The sequence below is a fragment of the Gaoshiqia sediminis genome (genome assembly GCF_025907915.1).
Classification (GTDB): domain Bacteria; phylum Bacteroidota; class Bacteroidia; order Bacteroidales; family Prolixibacteraceae; genus Gaoshiqia; species Gaoshiqia sediminis.
Map to the genome: position 1 here is coordinate 1 of NZ_JAPAAF010000037.1, position 23,847 is coordinate 23,847.

General features: G+C 42.5%; 18 protein-coding genes and 2 pseudogenes. 16 read left to right on the plus strand and 4 right to left on the minus strand.

Going from position 1 to position 23,847, the window contains the following annotated elements; all coding sequences use genetic code 11:
- The first annotated feature begins 210 nt into the window (after positions 1-210).
- The 6 genes from N2K84_RS16980 to N2K84_RS17005 all read left to right on the plus strand — a co-directional run bounded on the left by N2K84_RS16980 (position 211) and on the right by N2K84_RS17005 (position 4,603).
- Complete coding sequence (locus N2K84_RS16980) at positions 211-480, plus strand: Sec-independent protein translocase subunit TatA/TatB (RefSeq protein ID WP_282593028.1); 270 nt, start codon at positions 211-213, stop codon at positions 478-480.
- Between the two features lie 33 nt (positions 481-513).
- Positions 514-1,167, plus strand: a complete 654-nt coding sequence (locus N2K84_RS16985; RefSeq protein WP_282593029.1) for an ABC transporter ATP-binding protein — start codon at positions 514-516, stop codon at positions 1,165-1,167.
- 27 nt (positions 1,168-1,194) lie between these two features.
- On the plus strand, positions 1,195-1,959 hold the full coding sequence (locus N2K84_RS16990) for a TIGR02757 family protein (protein ID WP_282593030.1): 765 nt from the start codon (positions 1,195-1,197) through the stop codon (positions 1,957-1,959).
- Positions 1,960-2,039: 80 nt separating this feature from the next.
- The gene (locus N2K84_RS16995) at positions 2,040-2,816 is read left to right on the plus strand and encodes an NIPSNAP family protein (protein WP_282593031.1); all 777 of its coding nucleotides are present in this window, start codon (positions 2,040-2,042) and stop codon (positions 2,814-2,816) included.
- A gap of 286 nt (positions 2,817-3,102) precedes the next feature.
- Positions 3,103-3,555 carry a helix-turn-helix domain-containing protein gene (locus N2K84_RS17000; RefSeq protein ID WP_282593032.1) on the plus strand — a complete coding sequence of 151 codons (453 nt, stop codon included), beginning with the start codon at positions 3,103-3,105 and terminating at the stop codon, positions 3,553-3,555.
- A gap of 301 nt (positions 3,556-3,856) precedes the next feature.
- A complete protein-coding gene (locus N2K84_RS17005) occupies positions 3,857-4,603 on the plus strand; it encodes an energy transducer TonB (RefSeq protein ID WP_282593033.1) in 747 nt (248 codons plus the stop codon).
- A 325-nt stretch (positions 4,604-4,928) separates the two neighbouring features.
- On the opposite strand, the pseudogene N2K84_RS17010 reads toward N2K84_RS17005, so the two are convergent.
- A pseudogene (locus tag N2K84_RS17010) lies at positions 4,929-5,486 on the minus strand (IS66 family transposase); the annotation flags it as partial.
- 175 nt (positions 5,487-5,661) lie between these two features.
- On the opposite strand from N2K84_RS17010, the gene N2K84_RS17015 reads away from it, so the two are divergent.
- Genes N2K84_RS17015 through N2K84_RS17025 form a run of 3 tightly spaced genes read left to right on the plus strand, consistent with a single transcriptional unit; the run spans position 5,662 to position 8,918 of the window.
- The gene (locus tag N2K84_RS17015; RefSeq protein ID WP_282593034.1) at positions 5,662-6,897 is read left to right on the plus strand and encodes a site-specific integrase; all 1,236 of its coding nucleotides are present in this window, start codon (positions 5,662-5,664) and stop codon (positions 6,895-6,897) included.
- Entirely contained in the window at positions 6,890-7,909 is a 1,020-nt protein-coding gene (locus N2K84_RS17020) for a tyrosine-type recombinase/integrase (RefSeq protein ID WP_282593035.1), read from the plus strand. The genes N2K84_RS17015 and N2K84_RS17020 overlap by 8 nt, the downstream gene beginning before the upstream one ends.
- A complete protein-coding gene (locus N2K84_RS17025) occupies positions 7,890-8,918 on the plus strand; it encodes a tyrosine-type recombinase/integrase (protein ID WP_282593036.1) in 1,029 nt (342 codons plus the stop codon). Before N2K84_RS17020 ends, N2K84_RS17025 begins: the two co-directional genes overlap by 20 nt.
- A gap of 95 nt (positions 8,919-9,013) precedes the next feature.
- On the opposite strand, the pseudogene tnpC reads toward N2K84_RS17025, so the two are convergent.
- From tnpC to tnpA, 3 genes and pseudogenes are all read right to left on the minus strand, one after another.
- Positions 9,014-10,087, minus strand: a pseudogene (gene tnpC, locus N2K84_RS17030) (IS66 family transposase); the annotation flags it as partial.
- A 77-nt stretch (positions 10,088-10,164) separates the two neighbouring features.
- Positions 10,165-10,521 carry an IS66 family insertion sequence element accessory protein TnpB gene (tnpB, locus tag N2K84_RS17035; protein WP_282593038.1) on the minus strand — a complete coding sequence of 119 codons (357 nt, stop codon included), beginning with the start codon at positions 10,519-10,521 and terminating at the stop codon, positions 10,165-10,167.
- A 1-nt stretch (position 10,522) separates the two neighbouring features.
- Positions 10,523-10,870 carry an IS66 family insertion sequence element accessory protein TnpA gene (tnpA, locus tag N2K84_RS17040; protein WP_282593039.1) on the minus strand — a complete coding sequence of 116 codons (348 nt, stop codon included), beginning with the start codon at positions 10,868-10,870 and terminating at the stop codon, positions 10,523-10,525.
- A gap of 564 nt (positions 10,871-11,434) precedes the next feature.
- Between tnpA and N2K84_RS17045 the strand changes: the two genes are divergently transcribed.
- From N2K84_RS17045 to N2K84_RS17075, 7 genes are all read left to right on the plus strand, one after another.
- The gene (locus N2K84_RS17045; RefSeq protein ID WP_282593040.1) at positions 11,435-12,781 is read left to right on the plus strand and encodes a sugar porter family MFS transporter; all 1,347 of its coding nucleotides are present in this window, start codon (positions 11,435-11,437) and stop codon (positions 12,779-12,781) included.
- A 37-nt stretch (positions 12,782-12,818) separates the two neighbouring features.
- Positions 12,819-13,715, plus strand: a complete 897-nt coding sequence (locus N2K84_RS17050) for a carbohydrate kinase family protein (protein ID WP_282593041.1) — start codon at positions 12,819-12,821, stop codon at positions 13,713-13,715.
- A 110-nt stretch (positions 13,716-13,825) separates the two neighbouring features.
- Entirely contained in the window at positions 13,826-16,027 is a 2,202-nt protein-coding gene (locus N2K84_RS17055; protein WP_282593042.1) for a glycoside hydrolase family 32 protein, read from the plus strand.
- A gap of 1 nt (position 16,028) precedes the next feature.
- Positions 16,029-19,124, plus strand: a complete 3,096-nt coding sequence (locus tag N2K84_RS17060) for a SusC/RagA family TonB-linked outer membrane protein (RefSeq protein ID WP_282593043.1) — start codon at positions 16,029-16,031, stop codon at positions 19,122-19,124.
- Between the two features lie 4 nt (positions 19,125-19,128).
- A complete protein-coding gene (locus N2K84_RS17065) occupies positions 19,129-20,817 on the plus strand; it encodes a RagB/SusD family nutrient uptake outer membrane protein (RefSeq protein WP_282593044.1) in 1,689 nt (562 codons plus the stop codon).
- A 52-nt stretch (positions 20,818-20,869) separates the two neighbouring features.
- The gene (locus tag N2K84_RS17070; protein WP_282593045.1) at positions 20,870-22,702 is read left to right on the plus strand and encodes a DUF4960 domain-containing protein; all 1,833 of its coding nucleotides are present in this window, start codon (positions 20,870-20,872) and stop codon (positions 22,700-22,702) included.
- 11 nt (positions 22,703-22,713) lie between these two features.
- On the plus strand, positions 22,714-23,820 hold the full coding sequence (locus N2K84_RS17075; RefSeq protein WP_282593046.1) for a DUF4960 domain-containing protein: 1,107 nt from the start codon (positions 22,714-22,716) through the stop codon (positions 23,818-23,820).
- Positions 23,821-23,847 lie beyond the last annotated feature (27 nt).

Consider the following 23,847-nt stretch of genomic DNA (forward strand, 5'->3'; position numbering starts at 1 on the left):
TGGAACCATAAACAAACCAACTACAAAATCTAAAATCTCCAAAATCCAGAAAAAGAAAGACCGTCCCAAATTTTGTTTTGAGACGGCCTCTTTTTTCATAAAATCCACCTGAAAACCTGATTGAAAGCATGGCCTTTTTGTTTGACTTCCTGTTGGTCTGGCGAAGGAAGAAGAAAAGTTGTTTGTATATTTGCTGAAAATTAAAATGAAATGGCTCAGACCTTACTATTTATAAGTGGCGGCGAAATTGTGATGGTGATGTTGATCGCCTTGCTCTTTTTCGGATCAAAATCAATTCCCGATATTGCCCGTACCCTTGGAAAGGGTGTCAGGGAGTTTAAAAAGGCCACCAACGAAATTAAACGTGAACTGAACGAAAACACCGGCGAGTTTAAAAAGGATATCGATAATATCTCTTCTTCGGTGAAAGAAAGCACCCATAAGTTAACGAAGGACATTAACGATGGCCTGTCTGAATAAGACCAGGATATCCTCTTTTGATACAGAAACACGTTGATTAAAGCAAAAAATATAACCAAATCGTTCGGTTCCTTGCAGGTGCTAAAGGGTATCGACCTGGAAATCCCACAGGGAAAACTGTATTCAATTGTCGGCCCCAGCGGCGCCGGGAAAACTACTTTGTTGCAGATTTTGGGTACGCTGAGTCTGCCCGATACAGGTTCGGTACAAATAAAAGACAGACAAGTTTTCTCGTTGAGCGAACGTCAGCTGGCCGCATTCCGGAATCAGGAGATTGGTTTTGTGTTTCAGTTCCACTATCTGCTACCCGAGTTTAACGCGCTGGAGAATGTCTGCATTCCGGCTTTTATTGCTAAAAAATCGAAAAAGGAAGCCGAAGAAAAGGCCAAGGAACTGCTCAGCTTTTTGGGACTGGGGCACCGGCTTACGCATAAGCCTGCCGAATTGTCGGGTGGCGAACGTCAGCGTGTGGCTGTTGCACGGGCGCTGATCAACGACCCGGCTGTGATTATGGCCGACGAACCCTCGGGCAACCTCGACACCAAAAACCGCGAAGATTTGCACGACTTGTTTTTTAGGCTGCGCGACCGTTTCAACCAAACGCTGGTGATTGTTACCCACGACGAAAACTTTGCCCGCCAGTCCGACAAAATCATCCGCATGAAGGACGGCCGGATTGAAGAATAGTTCGATCGCCTGAAAAATTTAATTCCCATGTTTACCCATCGCGAGCTATTTGAACTGCTGGAGGAAAAATCCCAACGGTACAATAGGCCTTCCTTTATCGAAACAGATCCCATTCAGGTACCAAAACAATACTCGCAAAAGGAAAATATTGAGATTGCCGGGTTCCTGGCCGCCAGCATTGCCTGGGGACAACGACCAACCATCATTAAAAATGCATTTCGCCTCATGCAGCTGATGGGTAACAATCCGTATGAGTTTCTGCTTCATACCGAAGAAAAGGATTGGGGACAGTTTCAGACGTTTAAACACCGTACCTTCAATGGCACCGACTGTCTTTTCTTTTTGCGCTCGTTGCAGCATATTTACCGAGACTGCGGCGGACTTGAAACGGTTTTTACCAAAGGCTTTCAAATCGATAACCGTGTTGCCTCGGCTTTGCAGCATTTCCGGCGGGTGTTTTTTGAAGTCGAGCACGAAGCGCGTTCCCAAAAGCATGTGTCCAACATTGATAAAGGGGCTTCGGCCAAACGGCTGAATATGTTTCTGAGGTGGATGGTGAGAACGGATAAAGCTGGCGTTGATTTTGGCTTGTGGCGCGGAATTCCTTCATCGGCGCTGATGCTCCCGCTGGATGTGCACACGGGTACGCAGGCACGTCAGTTGGGTTTGCTTTCGCGCAGGCAGGACGACTGGAAAACTGTGCTGGAAGTGACCGAAAAGCTCCGTACATTCGACCCGAATGACCCAATCAAATACGATTTCGCACTGTTTGGAATGGGAGCTTTTGAGTGAACCTATAATTTCTTCTGCGATAGCGGACAGGAACAAAGCTTTTTGTATCTTCAACAGCTAAACCTGATAAATCAATTACTATGAAGCGGAGAAATTTCATCAAAGGAACTGCCCTTCTTACCGGAGCTGCTGTTGCCGGGCAGGCAGCTGCCAGTGTGCAGCCGGCCATTATTGCAAAGGAAATTTATGAATGGCGTGTGTACCATTTCAAAAATAATGGACAGAAAAACAAAGTGGACCAGTTTTACCGCGAGGCCTTGATTCCGGCGTTGAATCAAATGGGCGTGAAAGTGGGCGCCTTTGGCGAATACAGCCAAGCCGAGCCGCCAACAGTTTATTTTTTACTGGTTTATCCGTCGCTCACCGACTATCACCGGGTTAAAAAAGCCATTTGGCAAGATAAATCGTTTCTGCAAAAGGCCAGCTCTTATTTTGGTGAATCGGCTGAAAACGGCGCTTATACCCGGTTTGAGACCTATCTGCTCGAAGCCTTCGATGCTATTCCGAAATTTCGGCAACCCGGCCAGTCGCGTGGCGTTTTCGAGTTGCGCACCTACGAAAGCAGCAACGAGGAGGCAGCACAGCGCAAGGTCGCCATGTTTAACCGCGAAGAACTGACACTGTTCGACAACGTTGGGCTTCATCCGGTTTTCTTTGGAGAAATCCTTGCCGGTCCGCAAATGCCAGCGCTCATGTACATGCTCTGGTTTAATGATTTGGCCGAGCGCGATCAGAATTGGAAAAGATTTACCAGCAGTCCCGAATGGGAAGAGATGAAAGTCAGGCCCGAATACGCCAACACGGTGAGTGTGGTCAATAAAATATTCCTCGTTCCGCTTGACTATTCACAGCTGTAAGTGCAGCGAATAATCATCCGGTACATGAAAACCAGCAACGTGTATCGTTTTTAATAGGAGGGAAACGGAAACAGGCCGCTCCCTTCTTTTTTGTTTCCAGTCAAGCTGTATTTGACGGGTATGCTGAATTTTAACCGACTGATTGTCTGTTGGGTGTCTTTTTAATGTATTCAAAATGAATGAAATAACTTGATGGTGGAGATTTAAAATAATAACCCATAAAGCGTTTTTATCGTATCTGATATCGTTGCTGAATTCGAGCCTGAACTTTTTAAACACAGCTGCGATGAATGAAAAGTTCATAAAAAAACTAACAGAGATTGTTGAAAAGAACCTGGCAAATGAGAACCTCAATGTGTCCGATCTCGCACGGGAAATGGATATGAGTCATTCCAACTTGCATCGCAAGCTGAAGTCAAGCCTAAACAAAACGAGCAGTCAGTTTATCCGCGAAGTTCGGCTAAATAAAGCCAAGGAATTGTTGATGACTGACGACTGTACCGTTTCCGAAATATCGTATCGTGTAGGATTCGGTAGTCCAAGCTACTTCAATAAATGTTTTCACGAACATTTTGGATATGCGCCGGGCAAATTTAAAAGCCTATCCGAAAATGAATCAACGGGCAGCTTCCGTTCAAACAAATTTTGGGGACGAAATAGTACACTAATAATATGGGCACTCATTTTTGCCGTTCTCACCATCCTCGCTGCCGGGATTTATTTTCTGATTGGTGTTTGATTTCCTCTGTATCAACTCATCAGGACTTTTCCCCTGCTATTCCTTGACCAGCTACCTGGCCGTTTCCTGAAAAATGTGATAGCGAAATTCATTCCTTTTAAAAAAGACCTCAGAAGGTGGGATATATTTTCAATTATTGGTCTGTTTTTACACTGATCGTGTTAATCTGTACTAAGTCATCCCATTTCATGCTTTGTAACTTTACCGTGCAAAAAACGGCGATTTGTTTGATTGTCGTTGATCTATGTTTGATTGAATTATATTTTAAACTCGTGTTTGGAAAACTAAAAATTTCATGGCCATGAAAAGAACAATGATTTCCATGTTGTGCATTTTACTCTCCTTATTCGCCTTCGGGCAGGTGAACCCTCGAATAATGGTGGGGGAGATTGAGGTAACTCCCCCGAAATTCGCAGGAACCGAGAAGTTGGTTGAACGAATGCAGATGCAGAATTTCAGCACAATCGAAAATTATCTGATTTCGCAGATTGAGTATCGTCGAAATACCAGAAAATGGTATGATGAAGGAACCGAAGTGGTCCGATTTATTGTAACGGCTGATGGCAAGGTTACCGACTTTGAGATCATCAACAGTGTGTCGCCGGACATTGACGAGGAAGTGATCCATGTGCTTGAAAGTACAGAAGGACTTTGGCTGCCGGGATTCAATAACGGTTTACCGGTAGATATGGAAAAAGAAGTTTCGGTCAGTTTTTGTGCCAATCCCAAGAGTGCGTTGGAGAACAGTACCTATTTTTTGGAACAGGCCAGGCATTATTTTTCCAAAGCCAACCAGAAATTGTACGATAAACACCAGAACCGTCGTGCTCTGCGTAATTACGACCGTGCTATTTGCTATATGCCAAATGATAAATGCTTATTGGCAACCAGAGGCATGTGTCGCTACAGCGTAGGGGATAAAGATGGTGCTTGCCGGGATTGGAACCGTCTGAAATCGCTTGGTGGAACAGACAGCGATTATTACCTGAACAATTTTTGTGAAATGGAAGGCTATGCACAACTGCTGAGTTTGCTGAAAGAAGAATAAACGGAGATGTGCTTTTGGTTAAAAAAGAAAAAGAGGAAAACTTTTGTAAAGTATTCCTCTTTTTGTGGGTGGGGGTAATCGTTAAAACGATTGGGATAATATTATGGCTAAATGTTTTCAGATCAGACGCATGCTGTTTTTTTTTCTCTCTCCATTTTCTTTAAAAGTTGTTGTAATCGTTGATAATGTTCTGATTGAATCAATTTTACAGACAGACTAAATAAGTTGTCTATGAGTAAGCATTCGCCCAACCACGTCTTGTTTTTAAAGACAGAGCAGTTCTCTTTCAAAGTTTCTCTAAAATGTTCGGAGAACTTTGAGAGATTTAAGAGTTCTCCGGAATCTGGGATTTAAAATTGTGCGGCAGTAGTTTAGCCAGGTCTTTGGTGTAATCGTTGTCGTAGAGGTGAACATTTTCCAGGAAGAAGACCATCCAGTCGCGGAAGTTTACCCCGGCGGCTTTGCAACAGCCCATCATAGAATAGATAACAGCCGCATTTTCCGCAGCGCTGTCGTTGCCACAGAACAGCCAGTTCTTGCGTCCCAAAGCAATGGGGCGAATGGCATTTTCGGTCAGGTTGTTGTCCATCTTCAATTTACCGTCCAGGTGATAACGGGTTAGTTTGTGATAAATTCCGTAGGTGTAGCTGATGGCTTTACCAATCCTCCCTTTAGGCAAGACCTTGGAATGTTCGCGGACCATCCATTTTTCGAAAGCTACCATAATCGGATAGGCCAACCTGGAACGCAGCTCTGCCCGCTGCTCATCGGTCAGGTTTTCTTGGTCAGCTTGCCGTTCCACATCGTAAAGCAGGCCGATTTGCTCCAGTGCATACGATGCCCGGGCTTGGTCTTCTTTTAAAGCTTCGTCAAATTTACGGCGTTTATCAAAAGCTTCTGATAAACGCCGTTATCAATACTTGTAGGTAATCAAAAGTCTTTACATTATATCCACTATAACTATCTGACATTCAGCATTGACTTTTGATAGTAATCTGCTGATAATATTTGATGTAAATTGATTATAGCTGTAATGTCACAGCCATAATATTTACATTATGAACCATACATTTATTGAGGAACTAGTCCAAGACTGTTTGAACACACTCAGCCAGTTGGATTTTAAAGCGAGCGTAATTAAACGCCACCGACGACATCTCTTTCAATTGAAGGATTACATGAGGTCGAAAGGGCAAGACTTGTACGATGAGAGTGTCGGTGAAAAATATCAGCTGGAAATGCTAACGGAAGGGAACATCAAAGATTACAGGCTGAAAGAGATCGGGCATTCTTTAAACCTTCTAAATGACATGCTCAACCATGTTCCGGTACGAAGAAAGCGAATCCGTCTTAAAACTTTTCCTTTATCAGGCGCGTTCGGGAAACATGCGCAGACCTTTTTGGAACAATTTGAGGTTGACAGCCGCCCGACGGGAAAAACGATGCGTATGTATATTACGGCACTAAGCCATTTTACAGTTCGTATGCGGCAGGACCATATCTGCTTGAAGAATCTGGATAGCGTCGCCATCAGTCGGTTTGTTGCTTCACTGCAGAACACCCAACTGCGCGTTTGTGTTCCGGTGCGTCGTTTCCTTCATTATCTCTTTGAAATGCACCTGACAGAAACGGATTTAAGCAGCCCTCTGTATTACATCAAAGGCTATCGCGCAGAAAAGCTGCCTTCTCTATACAATATCGAAGAAATCCGGAAGATGGATGCATCGATTGAGAAGACGAGCAGAATAGGAAAACGTGATTATGCCATATTCCTGCTCGCGTCCCGGTTGGGGCTGAGAGCAAGTGACATTTGTCTGTTACAGTTCCGCAATTTGGATTGGGACCGGAATATTATCAATCTCGTGCAATGGAAAACGAAGAAAGAAATCGAACTACCGCTTTTAGCTGTCATTGGAGAAGCCATTATCGATTATATTCAGAACGGGCGTCCCAAATCTGACAGTAAAACGATTTTCCTTACTGCCAATGCACCATATACACCCATATCCGTTCCCGGTTTGTCCGGTATAGTATCCGGTATCATTTATAAAGCTGGGATCGAGACTAAAGACAGGCATCACGGGGCGCATTGTCTCCGTCATAGCCTGGCAACCCAGCTCCTGAAACAAGGCACTACGTTACCTGTAATCTCAGAAACATTAGGCCACCGTAACAGTCAGACGACCATGATTTATTTGGGGGTTGATGTAAACGGACTCTTGCGTTGTTCACTTTACGTTCCGCCCGTTCCCGACAGTTTTTACATGCAGAAAGGAGGTTGGTTTTATGAATAAGATATTTGAATACACCAGCATTTTTGCTCCTTTCATTAATGACTTTATACACGGGAAAGAACTACAAGGCTATAAGGCAACACAACTTAAGTGGATGTTGCTGGAATTTGATAAATTCTTCACGCAAACTTTTAAGAAGGACCTTTTTATCAGCTCCGGGGATGTAAAGAACTGGGTGGGCACCAGAACCTGCGACAAGCCAAACACCCTTTATCAGAAGTATTGTGCCATGGCAGACTTCTGCCGTTATATGTGCCTGTTGGGCTACGAATGCTATATTCCCAGACGGCCAAGAAAATGCTTTGCCAATTATACTCCCACTATCTTTACGCATGATCAGATGAGGACTATCTTCAATGTTTGTGATAACCTGGCCATGAAGGAGCATCATGCTAAAAGCATCATGATTATTATGCCTGCGCTGATACGGGTGCTTTACAGTACCGGAATAAGAATCAGCGAGGCTCTTTCCATATTGAATAAGGATGTCGATTTTGATCGGAAAGTCATCGTACTGAATAATACCAAGAACCGTTGTCAAAGATTGGCTCCTGTCAATGAAACATTGGAACAGGTTCTCAGGCAATACATCAGTTACCGGAACAGGATACCCACACCAGGTGTCGCAAATCCGGACTCCCATTTGTTTGTTTCCGCTACCGGAAGACCTTGTTCCCGCCGGACTGTTTTGACCTATTTCCATCGTATTATAGAAGAATGCGAAATCCCAAGGCGTTGTGACCAACGGGGGCCTATGGTTCACGAAATCCGTCACAGCACAGCCGTACACTCTCTCATCAAACTGACAAGGGATGGAGTGGATCTTTATTGTTCTCTCCCTTTATTGGCAACATTTATGGGGCACAGGAAAGTGCTGGATACGGAGACCTATGTCAGACTGACACAGGAAATGTACCCGGAAGTTCTGAAAATGAACGCCGAAGTTACAGATCAGGTCTATTCATTTATCATCTCTAAACTCAAACAGGATTATGAAAACAGGTGTGACTGACTTTGCAGAATATTTGGAATCATTCTTTACCGATTATTTGGGTGCGGAACAAGGAGCCAGCAAACATACGGTTCGTTCTTACAGGGATACATTTATACTTTTGATTGATTATATGAATGATCTCAGAGGTATATGCGTCGACAAACTCTCGATGAAAAACCTGAGCCGTGACGTTGTACTGTCGTTTCTGAACTGGCTGCAAAACAACCGGAATAACAGTGTGTCCACACGTAACCAGCGCTATGCGGCTATACGCTCTTTTTGTGAGTTCCTGGAACGCAAGGACCCGACCAGGCTGGCAACATGGCAATCCATGCGTTCAATCAAATCAAAGAAGGCTCCGGTGCCTGTGGTAAATTACCTTACTGTAGATGGCATCAAGTGCTTACTGGAGCAAGTTCCGACCAAAGAAAGACATAGCAGACGGAACCTTACTTTGCTTTCGCTCCTTTATGAAAGCGGAGCCCGTGTTCAGGAGCTGGCAGACCTTACACCATCTTGTTTGAGGCTGGACAAGCCTGCTTTGGTTCGTTTGCATGGGAAAGGGAATAAGATACGGGTGGTTCCACTGAGGGAACAACAAGTCGATATCCTTACGACTTATTTGGAAGAGAACCGTTTGAACACTCCTTCACAAATAGATCGTCCGTTATTCTTCAACAGTAGCGGTGCCAAACTTACCTGCTCGGGAATCACTTATATATTGAAAACATATGCTGCTATGGCCAGGGCTGCTTATCCCGAACTCATCCCGAAACAAATCAGTCCGCACATCCTGCGCCACTCCAAAGCGATGCACCTCTTGCAGGCAGGCGTGAACTTAGTGTATATACGCGACATCCTGGGGCATGTCTCCATACAAACTACGGAGATTTACGCGAGAGCTGATTCAAAGCTGAAAAGAGAATCTTTGGAAAAAGCATCCCGTGACGTATTTGATAAAGAAATCAGGATTTTATCTTGGGAAAAAGACAAGAAGCTCAGATCGTTTTTAAAAGGTCTCGCATAATTATTATCAAAAGCTGTTCTGTAGAGTATCGACGATAATTGGCTTATTATCAGAGACTCAAAAAGACAGCTTTTGATTACCTACAAGTATTGATAACGGCGTGCGTGTGCCCAGCACCCGATGGGCAAAACCCCCTTCTTGCGTTTGTATATATCGTAAACCGAATAACCATCGGTTTGGATGACTCCCTGGTAATCTTTGAACAAACCGAGCGCTACTTTTTGTGCCCGCGACCCGTGGTCGTAATGAAAAAAAACCAGGTTTTCCATCACAGCCCGAACCGTCCAGAGATAACCTTTTACGGTTTGGTGCTTCTCGTTGTGGATGATGGGGATGGTGGTTTCGTCGCTTTGGATATAGTTTGATGCCAGCACCAGTTCTTTGAGCCGATACCAGGCAGGCCGCATCAGGTCGGCTACCTCGGCAAACCAGTCGTTTATAGTAGCCGGGGAAATGGATATGCCCTGCTGCTTGAACATTTGGATCTGCCGGTAAAACGGCAGGTGGTTTACGTATTTGTCGATGATAATGTCGGCCAGCACACTTGCTCCTGCATAGCTTTTGGCAATGGGCAGGACTGGCATTGGGGCGGTAACCACTTGTTTTTCGGTTTCCTGGCTTTTATCCTTCAAAACATATTTGTGACGGATAATCCGGCGGACATACCAGCGGGCAGGATCGCGTTCCAGCACCTCGGTAATTTCCGGGCTTAGTTCGGTATAGCCAGCCAGATCGATTCCTTCAGGATAAATATGGCACTCCTTGCGGGGTAAACTCTCAGGGAGCGGTTTGCGCACCGGGTGTTTCTTTTCTTTCACCTTCACACACACCGTTTTGTAGCTCTCAATCTCGGTCTGGGCAGCCTCGGCCTGTTCTTTTTCCTCGGGTAACAGGTCCAGGCCGTCAAAATCGAGTTTGCGCTGCTGAGGGTCTTCCGCAATGTATTTTTCGCTTGATTTGCCCCAAATACGACGCTGAAGCATTTCAACCTGCCGGGTTAGCTTACTGATCAGTTCATCTTTTTCATCCAGCAGTTTGTGGTAAGCTACTTTCTCGGTTTCGAAGTTTTCCAACTCCGAAATCCGGCTTTTCAACCGGGCGGTTTCGCGATAAAGCTCATCGCGGTGTTCCAGCAGCTGCTGCACAAAATAGTGGTCTTCCTCAGTCATCCCCGTTGCTGTTTTTGATGTCCCGAAGATACTCAAAAACAGGCAATAATTACGACCAAGATTGGTCTAAAACCCGCTTATTTTGAAGGTTTTATCCACTTGTGTTTGTTCATATCTTCAGCCCCGGCAGCGCCCTGAACCATCATCATTAAATCATGCCAACTGGCGCGGAATGTATTGGTCTGCTCATCGAAAACCGGAAGTTTGAAGCGTCCCGATTCGAGCTTTAGGTGATAAATGACCAATCCGCCGCATTCCATGTGCAGGATTTTCATGCTCGTGCAAAGGCGGTTGATGAAGATGAAAACATCACCATGCTGTACGTTGCGTCCCATCTGGTTGGTCACCATGCCGCTGAGGGTGTAAAAACTGCGGCGCATATCGGTAGGATGGGCATACAGGTAGTAGTTCATCGATGTAGTCAGGCTGAACATACTACTGACCGGTTAACTGAAGCAATGAACGCAGGATATCGGCATCGGCCATCCCACTCAACTTCACAGAAATGCCGTTAGGATAGCTGATTTCACAACTGAAACCTTCCCTGCTGCCGGAGTGTTGGTATTGTTTATTCCCAGAGACAGCGGGAGCCGAAGTTTGCCCTTGCGGGTTAAAAACCAACGGGACAAAGCCTCGCTTGGGAGGAAGCTGATTCTTTAGTTTGTTTTGCCAGTAATAAAACTTAGCCTCATTCATTTGCTGGTTGGCACAATAATCCCGAACCGTAAGCCCCGAATCCAGGTAATCATGATACATCGTCAGGAACTTTTGAGCGTTTAGCATCTCTCTTTCATTTTTAGTTGAGAGCAAACTTAATGACTCACTGCATTGGAAAATACACGGGGTTCAGCGAATGCTTACGTCTATAATACCCGGCTGAGTCTATCTATCACATTACCTAAAGCATTTCTACCTTTCAGTTGACCAACAGTATTTGAATCCAGTTTTTCTTGATTATTTGGATGAATTAATTCCCTAATCAACTGCTTGTCTAAGTCTGAGTTAATCCGGCTTCAACCATTTATCAGCATAGTTATTCGAAAGGATTACAGGCATTAGAGGGCCTTATATCCTGGGATCGTTATGGATCTTTGCCTTCTCTGAAGTAGTTAGCCAATTAATTTAGAATTGTGTCTAAACAAATCCATTAAAGATTGATAAGTTTTTGAATCCTACCCTTCTGCTCCATTGTGAAACATGCGTTACATCCCCGCAACATAAGCTAAAATGCCAGTCAAATTCCCTGAAAATGTAACATGTATATAAGTCTTTGAACCATGAATGGAAGCCAAACCTTGTTGGTTGAAATAACTTTGATTCAGGATAAACCAATAATTCTGAATTGAAATGAAACAGCAAGACATCTTAACAGTTGCATTAATCATCGCCTTAGGCGGATTTCTTTTTGGTTACGACATCGCCATGATGTCAGGTACTACTGCACAACTAGAAACTTTATACAATTTGAATAGCTTCCGACTGGGTTTTACCATATCGATTGCCATTATAGGTACCATTATAGGCACCATTATAATTGGTAAACCTGCCGAAAAATATGGAAGAAAGAAATCGCTCATTTTCTTATCCGGACTTTTTGCTCTTTCAGCACTGGGAAGTTCTCTTGCAATAAACTGGACAATGCTTTTGATTTTCCGCTTCTTCACGGGAGTTTTGCTTGGTTGTATTACTGTGGTTACGCCTATGTTTATTGCAGAAATTTCACCGGCCAAGAAACGAGGGCAGCTGGTACTGCTTAACCAGTTTTTCGTAGTAACCGCCATTTTTCTTGCTTTTGCTGTAAATTATATTTTAGCACAAATGTTTGAATATTCATCATGGCGTTGGATGATCGGTGTTGAGTTTGTACCTGCAACTCTTTTCTTTTTATTACTGAATTTGGTCCCCGAAAGTCCGAGATGGTTGATCAACAAAGGACGAAATGATGAAGCACTTTCTGTATTTCAACGCATTAAAGCAGAAAATCCGGAAGAAGAAGTTCGCATTGTTAAAGATGCTGTTGAGAAGGAGGAGAGAATTGAACATGGGAAGTTATTTATTAAAGAGAATCGCTTCCCAGTAATGATTGCCATTTTGATAGCAGCTTTCAATCAACTGGCTGGGATAAATGCCATCATGATATATGCGCCTCGAGTTTTTGAAATGGCCGGCTTTGGAACGAATGCTTCTTTACTTCAATCCATCTCCGTTGGAGCCACGAACCTGCTTTTCACTTTTGTTGCATTGTTTCTGATCGACAAATATGGTCGCCGCACTTTGTTGATGGCCGGATCTATTGGCATGGTCTTTTTTCTCGGGATGCTTTCAAAATCCTTCTTTACTGGAAACTATAGTGATTTGGGAGGTTATGGAGTCATGATTTACCTGATGGGATTCATCGCTTTCTTCGCTTTTTCTCAAGGTGCTGTGCTTTGGGTTGTAATCTCAGAAATCTTTCCGAACAAGGTGCGGTCAAAAGGTCAAGCGCTGGGAACATTTACTCACTGGATAATGGCGGCGGCCATTATATGGGGATTTCCGGTAATTAATGATTCTGTGGGAGGCGGAATTTCTTTTGGCTTTTTTGCAGTAATGATGGTTCTGCATTTCTTTTTTGCATGGAAAGTATTACCTGAGACCAAAGGTAAGTCGCTTGAGGATATTCAACTTGAAATGAAAGCGAAGCAGGTCGTTTAAGAGCTTCAATTAATGTTAACTGATTCAGTTATATATCATGAAAAAAAAGAACAAAGAAATTTTATGCATCGGTGAGGTACTTTGGGACCGGTTGCCTTCTGGATCAAAACCAGGAGGAGCACCCATGAATGTTGCGCTTCATTTGAATGCAATAGGCATGGATGTGGCTATAGCTAGCTGTATTGGAAACGATAAGGAAGGCAAAGAGTTAAAAACGTTCCTCGAAGAGTCAGGTCTTGATACTAAGTATATTCAAACAGATGAATACCTCCCAACCAGTGAAGTTCTTGTCCATCTGGATGAGAACAATAATGCAACCTACGAGATTTGCGAACCAGTAGCATGGGATAGTATTAAGCTGACTAATGAACTAATGAATAAAGCTAAACGGGCAGGACTCATGATTTATGGTACTCTTGCTTCCCGGAATCCACTATCACGTGAAACTATTATGTTTTTGTTGGATTATAGCGGAATTAAGCTTATTGATGTAAATTTTCGCAAACCCCATGATGAACAATTAGTTACGGAATCTCTCTTGAGGAAAGCCGACATTGTAAAATTGAATGATGATGAACTCTTTGTGTTTGCTCAATGGTACAACAAACATAAATACGACGAAAGAAGCCTGATCAAGTGGTTCGTATCGCACTACAACGTACAAATGGTTTGTGTTACAAAAGGTGAAAACGGAGCGCTTCTGTATTATGATAATAAATTTTACGAACATCCCGGATTTAAAGTTAAAGCCGTAGATACCGTTGGGGCGGGCGATGCATTTTTAGCAGGGTTGGTGTCTTCACTGGTAAATGATAAAACACCGGAAGAATCTCTGGCTTTTGCCTGCGCAACAGGAGCTTTTGTTGCAACAAAATCCGGCGCCACACCGAAATATGATATGGATGAAATCAATGGGATTTTATCGGGTAACTAATCGAAATTTAAAACAATGATGATCCAGGTGGCTTTAATAGTCCTGCTCTAACCGAGATCGCGTACAATGATCCAAAAGTTAAAATGATAGTACCTAACTCTTAATATATCATGAAACTAATTAATAAATTCTATTTAGCATTTTTCGTTAGTCTCACATTATCGTGTGGTAAAAATGATGAGCCTGGTCCTCCGGTAATTCCTCCGGTTGAAACCATCAAAGAGATTGTCGCTTTTGAATTTAATGAAACTACCGGCACTACCACAGTTGAATCAATTACAAATAACAGTTACGAGATATTAGGTAACAGCGTTAACAGAATGCCTGGTGTAAAAAGCAATGCATTATTTTTTGATGGGTTATCCAGTCAGATTCCCGGAAACATACCAAGCAACATACTTCCCGGCAGCCAGTTTTGCTTGTCTTTATGGGCTTCACCGAAATCATATCCTATTGGTACCGCAGCCATGTTAGCAATGACTTCTGAAGGATCAAATACAGGTATTATGGTCGGCATAAATCGCTTTGGTCAAATTGTAATCCAGTACTATCTGAGTGGCATTAAGTATGAACATGTTACATCCGAAAGTTTACCAAGAGACATGTGGAGCTTTATCATGGTAGGTATCAGTCCAAAGAGCAGACTAATAAAAGTTTTTATCAATAGTAGAATTGTTATAAACACCACTATTCCAGTCGGTAACATATCATGGCCAGTGGGAACCACTCCTTTTAGTATTGGTAAAAACACGAGTGGTGAGAAGATTGGCATTTATGATGTTGACTATTTTTCAGGAGCTATTGATGAGTTGTTGATCTATTCAGGGCAGTTATCTCAGGAGATTGCCGATTCCGAGTATGGCAAGTATACCCCGCCGTCAGCAGTATCTTATCAAATTAACATTGATTATTCAGATGATACTAATCGTCCTGTCTACCATGCTGTCCCTGAATATGGATGGGCAAATGAGTCTTACGGACTTATATATCATCAAAATAAATACCATATGTTTTACCAAAAGAATGACGTTTTTCTGGGGATTGCTCAACAAAACTGGGGGCACTTCACGAGTTCTGATTTAGTGAATTGGGACGAACAAAATGCCGTTTTATGGCCCGATGAGGGGTGGGACCAGGTGGGTATATGGTCTGGCTGTTCCATTATTTTGAAGGACGGGACACCTGCAGTAGTCTATACAGGTGTTGACGGAGTAAAAGCAGGCATTGGCACCGCAACATCAGCAAACAATTATCAGACACTTCATAAAGATTCATACAACCCTGTAATTTCTCAAGCACCTCCTAGTGTAAATATGGATTTTAGAGATCCTTATGTGTGGGAGAAAGATGGTATGTATCATATGATAGTCGGTAGTGGAATATCATCAATTGGTGGTAACGTAGTCTATTATAAAAGTCAAGATTTTAAAAATTGGAACTATGAAGGGATTGCCTATCAAGGGCAAAAAAATGAAGGCGAAGGACAATTCTGGGAAATGCCTGTTTTATACGAGTTTCCTAACGGAAAAGAAATGCTGTTAGTTCAAAAAACTCCTGATGATACTCCGGCAATTACAACTTATTGGATTGGACAGTTTGAAAATGGCGTTTTCACACCCGATTTTGAACAACCAAAAAACTTAGAAGTCGTTAATGGCTTTCTATCTCCAACAGTTACAAAAGATGCACAAGGCCGGATAACAGCCATCGGTATTATTCCTGACGAGGTAGATGCTACGTTTCAAATGGAGCAAGGGTGGGCTAATTTATTCAGTGTGCCGCAGGTATGGGGATTGGATGCTGACAACACCATTTTAATTAAACCTCACCCAAATTTAGAGGGACTCAGAGGAACTCAAAGTACATTCAACAACCTGACATTAGAAATTGGCGGAACGAATTATTTCAACAACTATAATGGTCGTCATTTTGAAGTCGACGCAACAATCAATACCGGCGATGCTGACCAGGTTGGCTTTATCTTCGGCAAATCACCTGATGGCCAAGAAGAGTATAAAGTTTACTACAACTTTGCTACCCAGAAGTGGGGTGTAGACGCTTCAAAATCGTCACTGAGCTCAAAGGTTCGGAAAGATGTCAGAACAGGTAATTATGCCATCACTCAAGGGGCTACAATTCATGTACGTGTCTTTGTAGATGGATCGGTATTAGAAGTATTCATGGATGACAAAGCACATTTTACCGGACGTTTTTTCCCAACACTTGCCAACGCAACCGGCGTCGATATGTTTGTTAACGGCGGAACCGCAACAGCAGACGTTACTATTTACGAACTAACTAATGATAATTAATATGAAAAATGCAATGAAAAGCTTTTGTTTTATTTTAATGGTCTTTAGTTCGCTTTTATCTTTTGCACAACAACGCACCATTTCCGGAACAATAAAGTCAGGTGATGGAGAACCATTACCCGGTGCGACTATTGTAGTAAAAGGGACGACGAACGGGACAATTACGGATTTTGATGGTAAATATCAAATCCAGGCCAATCAGGGGGATATGTTGATTGTTTCTTTTATTGGCTTCAATGATGCATCACAAGTGGTTGGTGCAGAAAGTGTTTATGACTTTATTCTAGAAGAAGACACCGAACAACTGGAAGAAGTGGTTGTCACGGGGTACGCAGTTGAGAAAAAAGCAGATATCACCGGGGCAATTTCCATTGTCAAAACCGAAGATTTAGGCCAGGTATCAACTCCAAACGTCGTATCAAAGCTACAGTCGAAGGTGCCTGGCTTAACGCTGACATCGTCAGGAGTACCGGGAGGTAATGATACCCAAATCTCGATACGTGGTTTAACATCTGTATTTGGAGGAACAGGTCCGCTTTGGGTTATCGATGGTGTTCAAACAACATCACCGGCAGGTTTAAACCCCAATGATATTGAAAGTATTCAGGTACTAAAAGATGCTGCCTCAGCAGGTATTTACGGAACCGAAGCAGCAAGAGGTGTTATTATTGTTACAACTAAACAAGCTAAAACCGGAGCACATAAAATTACGTTGGACAGTCGGGTGACATTGAACACGGTACGTGACAATTTCAGCGTGTTAGATGCCCAGGAATGGTTAGATGTAAGATATATAGCCCAAGGGAACGTCCCTGTAACAGCAGGCAGCTTTACTTATACGCCCGGAACACCTTTACCTGAGTTTTTAGATGCAGACAATAACCTGAGATTATCTAATACAAATTGGATTGATGTTATTTTGAAAAACTCCGTTTCTACAACTACCGACCTGGGATACTCTTATGGTAACAAACGGTGGAAAGTATTTATGGGTTTAGGATATACGAAGGACGATGGATTAGTCGAGTATACGTATTACGAACGCAAAAACTTCAGGTTAAACAGCAGCGTTAAATTGTTTAACGATAAACTGACAATCGGTGAGAATCTTACAGTGGCAAATTTCCAGGAAGTAAAAGGAAATTCGATGGAAGACGCCTTGTTGCAAAATCCGTTAATTCCGCTAAAAGCGGAAGACGGAACCTGGGGAGGCCCCGTTGGAGCAGGGCTTCAGGATAAATGGAATCCTCTGGCGATTTTATATATAAACAGGAATAACACTCAAAAAACATGGAGGACATTTGGCAATGTATACGCTGATCTCGAAATTATTGGAGAGTTGAAGTTCAGCACCAAGTTCAATTTTGACAATAATCGTTTTAAGTTTGATGAGCAAACAGAAGCTTTTAATCAAAACGGAAGTATTTTAGGAAACCTGGTCTACCTTTCGAATGGCGAGGAAGTTGCACGGTATGCTCGAAACAGGAACAATACGGACACCTACATCTTCACAAATCTGCTAACCTATAGTCGCGAATTTGGTGTACATTCATTAAACGCGTTTGTTGGCCATGAAGTATATTGGAAAAATCAGGATAACAGCTATTATCGTATTCAGGTTCCCTATGGTACTGAGGTCGACTTTGAAAACGTCGAAGCTTATGATATTCTGGCCGATAACAGTAATCTGGATGCCTATGGCATAGGCGCAGACAGTCGTAGAGAATCGATGTTTGCAAAAACATCTTACGACTATAAAGACAAATATTACCTATCTGCCAGTATTCGACGGGACGGATCTTCACGTTTTGGCCGCAATAACAGATATGCGGTATTCCCGACAGCATCAATTGGCTGGACCCTAAGTAATGAAAATTTCCTGAAGAATAATGCCAAAGTAAATAACTTAAAGCTCAGAGCTTCATGGGGAGCCAACGGAAACGCGGATATTCTTGAATACGCGCAATATTCGATTTACCAGCAGGCAATTGAAAATAGTAACTATGATTTGAACGGCAATGGAAGTGGCGAAATTGATTTAGGAGTATCGCCAAACCAAGTTGGTAATCCGGATCTGAAATGGGAACAGTCGTATCAAACCAATCTGGGGTTGGATGCTAGTTTATTCGACAGCAAGATAAACTTAGTTATCGACTTATACGAAAAGAAAACATCAGATTTGTTATTACAGATCATTCAGCCATCGGTATTAGGTGAGGCGGGAAAAACTTTATTTTTCAACGCGGGCGACATGACCAATAAAGGGATAGATGTGGTTGTAGGCTATAAATCTTCTCCTCGAAATAAATTTACCTATGGGGCAGACCTTACTTTTTCAGCTTATGAGAACGAAGTAACAAAGCTTAACAACTCAGACAACTTCATCCTAAATGGGGTGTCTTACACAGGTGTTGGTCACCCAATCGGGTCTTACTTTGGATATGTTGCTGACGGTATTTTCAGAACCCCGGAAGAAGTGGCCGTACATGCAGCCCAACCGGGAAAGGCATTAGGTAACATCAGATACAGGGATCTGAATGGGGATGGTGTGATTAATCAAGATGACAGGACCATTATCGGAAATCCGCATCCCGATTTTATGTATGGAATAAGTTTATACGCCGGATATAAAAATTGGGATTTTAATGTGTTCTTCGATGGAAGACAGGGTAACGATATGTATAATGCCCAACGCGAAATGCTCGACTTTCCCTATTTTGGCTTTAACCACGGGAGAAACACCTTAGATGCCTGGGCTGTAAATAACGCTAACTCTCTTATACCGGCATTAAGTACCTCAGATGTTAACGATCAGAAACGAGCTTCTACTTATTTCGTCGAAGACGGTTCATACTTCAGGCTTAAGAGTGTAAATATTGGGTACAACTTCACCGCCAAGGCGGACAGCTTTTTTAAGAAGATAGGATTGGAATCGGGGAAAGTCTACATACAGGCGGAAAATCTGATGACCATAACCTCTTTTACGGGATTTGACTACGAAGTACCAGGGCTTAGCAGAACCGGTATTGGTATTGCAGGCATGGGCGTGTATCCCCATACTAAAACTTATAGTTTCGGACTTAACCTACAATTTTAACGAGATGAAAAAATTACTAATAATAGCAATTGCAGTATCACTGCTTGCTGCATGCCAATCAGACTTTTTGGATGTAGCTCCGGAAAATGTAGTTTCTGAAGATAATCTGGACCCGGAACAACTTGTTGTGAGTGCTTACAGTGGATTAGATTATCGGTTTAACACAGGGGAGTTTAGGGATAACTGGCCTTTTGACCACGCACCTTCTAATTGGTGTTTCTCGGATATTCGAAGTGGAGACGCCTATAAAGGCGGCGGAGGTGTTGGTGATAATCCAGGCGGCGGTATGCATGCATTGGAAATACACCAGGTTTTTCCTTCGTCCGAGAATGCTTACAATTTGTGGCGTGCACTCTATTTTGGAATCTTCAGGATAAATAATGCAATAATTGTCCTGAATAACACTTCTGATTTTTCCCAAAAAGAATTAAGAATAGCCGAATTGAAAGTGCTGAGGGCCCATTTCTATTTCGAATTGATGAAAAATTTTGGATCCTTCGCCTATATCGATGAAAACACACCGGTTGAAAGCGTTGCCAGTGTGGAAAACTCTTTTGATACAGCCTTTTTATGGGGAAAAATTGAGAATGACCTAAATGCAGCGATTCCTGTGTTGCCCGAAACCCAAGCGGATTTAGGACGGGTAAACAAACTGGTTGCTTATGCCTTCCTGGCCAAGGCTAAATTATTTCAGAAACAATGGAGTGAGGTTATTACCAATGCAGACAAGGTAATAGCCGGGCCATATGATTTGGTTGATGACCTCGAAAAACTCTATTCAACACCTGGATATGGTAATTCTGAAAATGTATTTGCCATCCAGTATTCTGTAAATGATGGATCGGAGTACGGAAATTTAAATTTTGGAGATCTGATAAATTCTCCTGATTCCCCGTCTGATGATACAAATCACCCCTATTTAAATGGAGACGATTTTCATAAACCGTCACAAAATGTTGTAAACGCATTTAAAGTTGGTTCGGATGGATTGCCACTATTGGATTCATATAATAGCTCTGATTTGGCATACGATGATACGACAACACCTGTTGACCCAAGATTGGATCACTCTATCGGTAGACCAACTATAACCTGGAAGCATTGGCAAAACATGCCCATGCAGGTTAACTGGAACAGAGATTTACCAACGTACGGATACTATGTCGTAAAGAAATATCAAATTGATCCTTATTCCGATTTAAGGGCGTCAGGTGGTTTTCCCTGGGCTAAAGGGGCACTGGATTTCCCAATAATTAAGTTTAGCGATGTCCTTTTATGGAAAGCTGAAGCTGCAATAGAATTAGGTGATGTTGCTACCGGAATGACTATCATTAATCAAATTCGCTCCAGAGCAAAAAATTCGCCCAGAGTTTATGATTTTAACATCCCTTCTCAAGACGCAGCTAATTACTCCATTGCCCTGTATCCTGCAGATGTAACTCAGGACTATGCCAGAAAGGCATTACGAATGGAACGTCGTTTAGAGCTGCATAATGAAGGGCATCACTTTTATGATTTGGTTCGGTGGGGCATTGCTGCGAGTTGGTTAAATGACTACATGTTTAAAGAAAGTGCCAAAAGGAGTTATTACGCAGGAGCATCATTCACCTCCGGAAGAGATGAATATTTACCGATACCACAAATTGAAATTGATGCATCAGGTGGTGTTTACAAACAAAGATCAGGCTATTAACCGCTGATTATACATAATTAACTATTTACGAACATTAAAAAGAAACGATAAAATGAAAAGCACAATTAAAAATATTAGCAGATGGATTCCTGTTCTTTTTTTAGGGATCATTGTGACATTATTCACCAGCTGTGAAAATGACGTGAAATTTAATGACCTGGTACCGGATTATACTTATTCCATTATGAGATCCTTCGAAGCTAATGGTCAAAAGGCAACGATTGATCAAACGAATGGAGCGGTGAATTTAACTTTACCAGCGGGAACTGATATTAGTTCTGTAGTCGTTAATATCACACTTCCTGAAGGGGCTACCGTAGATCCTGCTTCAGGAAGTACAGCTGATTTTTCCGCTGGCCCTGTCGTATTTAAGGTTGCGAATAATGGGATAACCAGAGAATATACTGTTACGATAGCAGCTTACGGAGATCCAATGATCATGACCTTTTCGATAGGTGATTATGTTGGCGTTATTGACCAGGTAAATGGTACAATTGACATTACAGTTGGCAGCCAGGAAAATATGAAAGCATTAACACCTTCATATACCATACCAGGAGGTACCACATCGTCTCCGCAATCAGGTATAGCTCAAGATTTTACCAATCCAGTCAAATTTACAGTTCTATCGAATGACGGATTTACCGGTAAATCCTATCTGGTAACTGTATCACAACTGGCAGCTCCAGTAATTGATGTTTTTGCAACCTCGGAGGATGTTTGCGCCGTGACTGGTGTTATCGATAATGATGCATCAACAATTACTGTTATTCTTCCTGCAGGATCAGATTTAACTTCTATTTCTCCGGTAATTACACTAAATGATGAGTTAACAGTATCTCCGGTTTCGGGTGTAGCTCAGGATTTCAGCCAGGGAGCAGTAACTTATACTGTTACCAATTTGGAAGGTTTAACGACAGAATACCAGGTAACTATATCGGCGAAGGAATCTACTCAAAAAGTAGTCTTTTTAGGAGAAGCTGATTGTATAAATACCCTTGAAGATGATGATGCGAAAGCAGCAGCGCAATATTTAAAAGCTCAATATCCTGATGACTTTGCATATATCAAAATTGCAAATGTTACTGAAGAAGCTTTGGCGAATACGAATGTTGCTATGTTATATTATTTGACCCCACTTACTTCCGGTACGCAATATTTTGCAACAAATGATAATGTTATGACACTATTGCCAGCCGAATTACAACCTGGGGCATCTCAGGCTACTGCAATAACAAATTGGGCTAGAGGAGGTGGAAACTTACTCTTGGCAGGAGATCCTACTTCATTCATTCATGTTTTAGGTCGTATGCCTGCAGATTATAGTGCTCCAAGGGGATTAGGAAACTATATGTATACTGAATTTGGCTGTGCTGGTGTTGGCGGTTGTGTCGATTACGATAAACCGGCAGATGATATTTGGGGATTAGGCGTTAGAGATGCCAACAATTCCGGTGACCGAAGGGGACACCCGATATTTAATGGTTTGACATTTGCAGGCGATGGGGAACTTTATTTAAACAACGCCGGTACCCGGGAGGCAAGATTGATCTGGTGGCAACACATGGATGGTATTCTGTCACCCGGATGTTGTGGACAAGATGCAGCTCTCCTGTTCGAACAAGCAGTAAACGCGGTTAAACTTGGAACATTGCGTCATATCGGCGATGCTTTTGGATATGGAGCTGTAGAGTTTTTACCGACAACCGGATCGTTGGATGCAAACTTCGACATGAATATCCCCACAGATTTTGCCGGACGAATAATTACGCTTGAAAATACCATTATTGGTTATGAATTTGACTCAAATGAAGGAAGAGTCAACGATTATCAAGGTAATATAGAATTGCTTACCTTGAATATTATCGACTATTTAAATGACTAAAATTCAATATAATGAAGAGATTAGTTTATGTAAATATAGTAGCGGTTGTAGTCCTTATCTTAGGACTACAATCCTGCAATGAACGCGAAAACTATATGGACGGGCCCAAGGTTCTTGATATAGTGGAAAGTGTTACCATCAATAGCAAAAGCGCTGAAATTGATCATTTGTCCGGTTCAATAAATATCAGTCTGCCAGGGGGTACCGATTTAAGTTCTGTGGCATTTGAGGCTTCTGCCCCGGAAGGAGCGACGGTAACGCCTGCAAGCGGATCGAGCCTTGATTTAACGACCCCTTTTCAGGTGGTTGTGAGTAATGCTGTCTCAGAAAGAACTTATACAATCTATGCGACTTTATTGCCTTCAAAAGTCGCTTTTCTGGGGGATGGTGCAACAATTGCAGAAATAACTGATGATGATGCGAAGGCTGCTGCCCAATGGACAGAAGCAACTTATGGAAGTGATTTTGTGTACATTTCCTATGCTGATTTATCAGATGAAGCATTAGATGGTGTTAATGTTATTCTATATGTATATGATAACGTCGGTTCATCGGCTCAACCGGCCGCCTTGTTGGATAATTTAAATGTGCTTTCTAAATTTTATGTCCAAGGTGGTAAAATCGTAGCTGGCTTATTGGGAACCGGGCTCGTTGAAGAATTGGGCCGGGATAACTCCGGGCTAAGAAATATTATCGGAACCGGAGCAGGAGGTAGTAACCCTGATACCTGGGGGGTTGGGTTTACAGGTTCGCCAGTTTCTAATATTATCTCGGCCGGTTTGGACTTCTACGCCCCGAATATGGCCTACGTAATCGATGCGGGATATAAAGAAGACCATAATGCGTTATGGAATTTGGGATCGATCACCACTTCGCCTTATAACACGTTCAATTCACGCTACGATGCCGAACCAATTGCCGCATGGGATTGGGCAGTAGGCGGTCAGGGTTTTGCAGGTATTATTGTCTGGAATCCATCTGGCAGGTTCGAAGGCTATATTATCACAATTGGAATTGGTGGTATGGAATGGAGTATGAATGATGATCGCGATAATCCCTGGTTAAGTAACGTGCAAAAGATATATAAAAACAGTATTGATTATTTATTAGCAAAATAAATTTCAAGTTTGAGAAAGTAGAAGAGA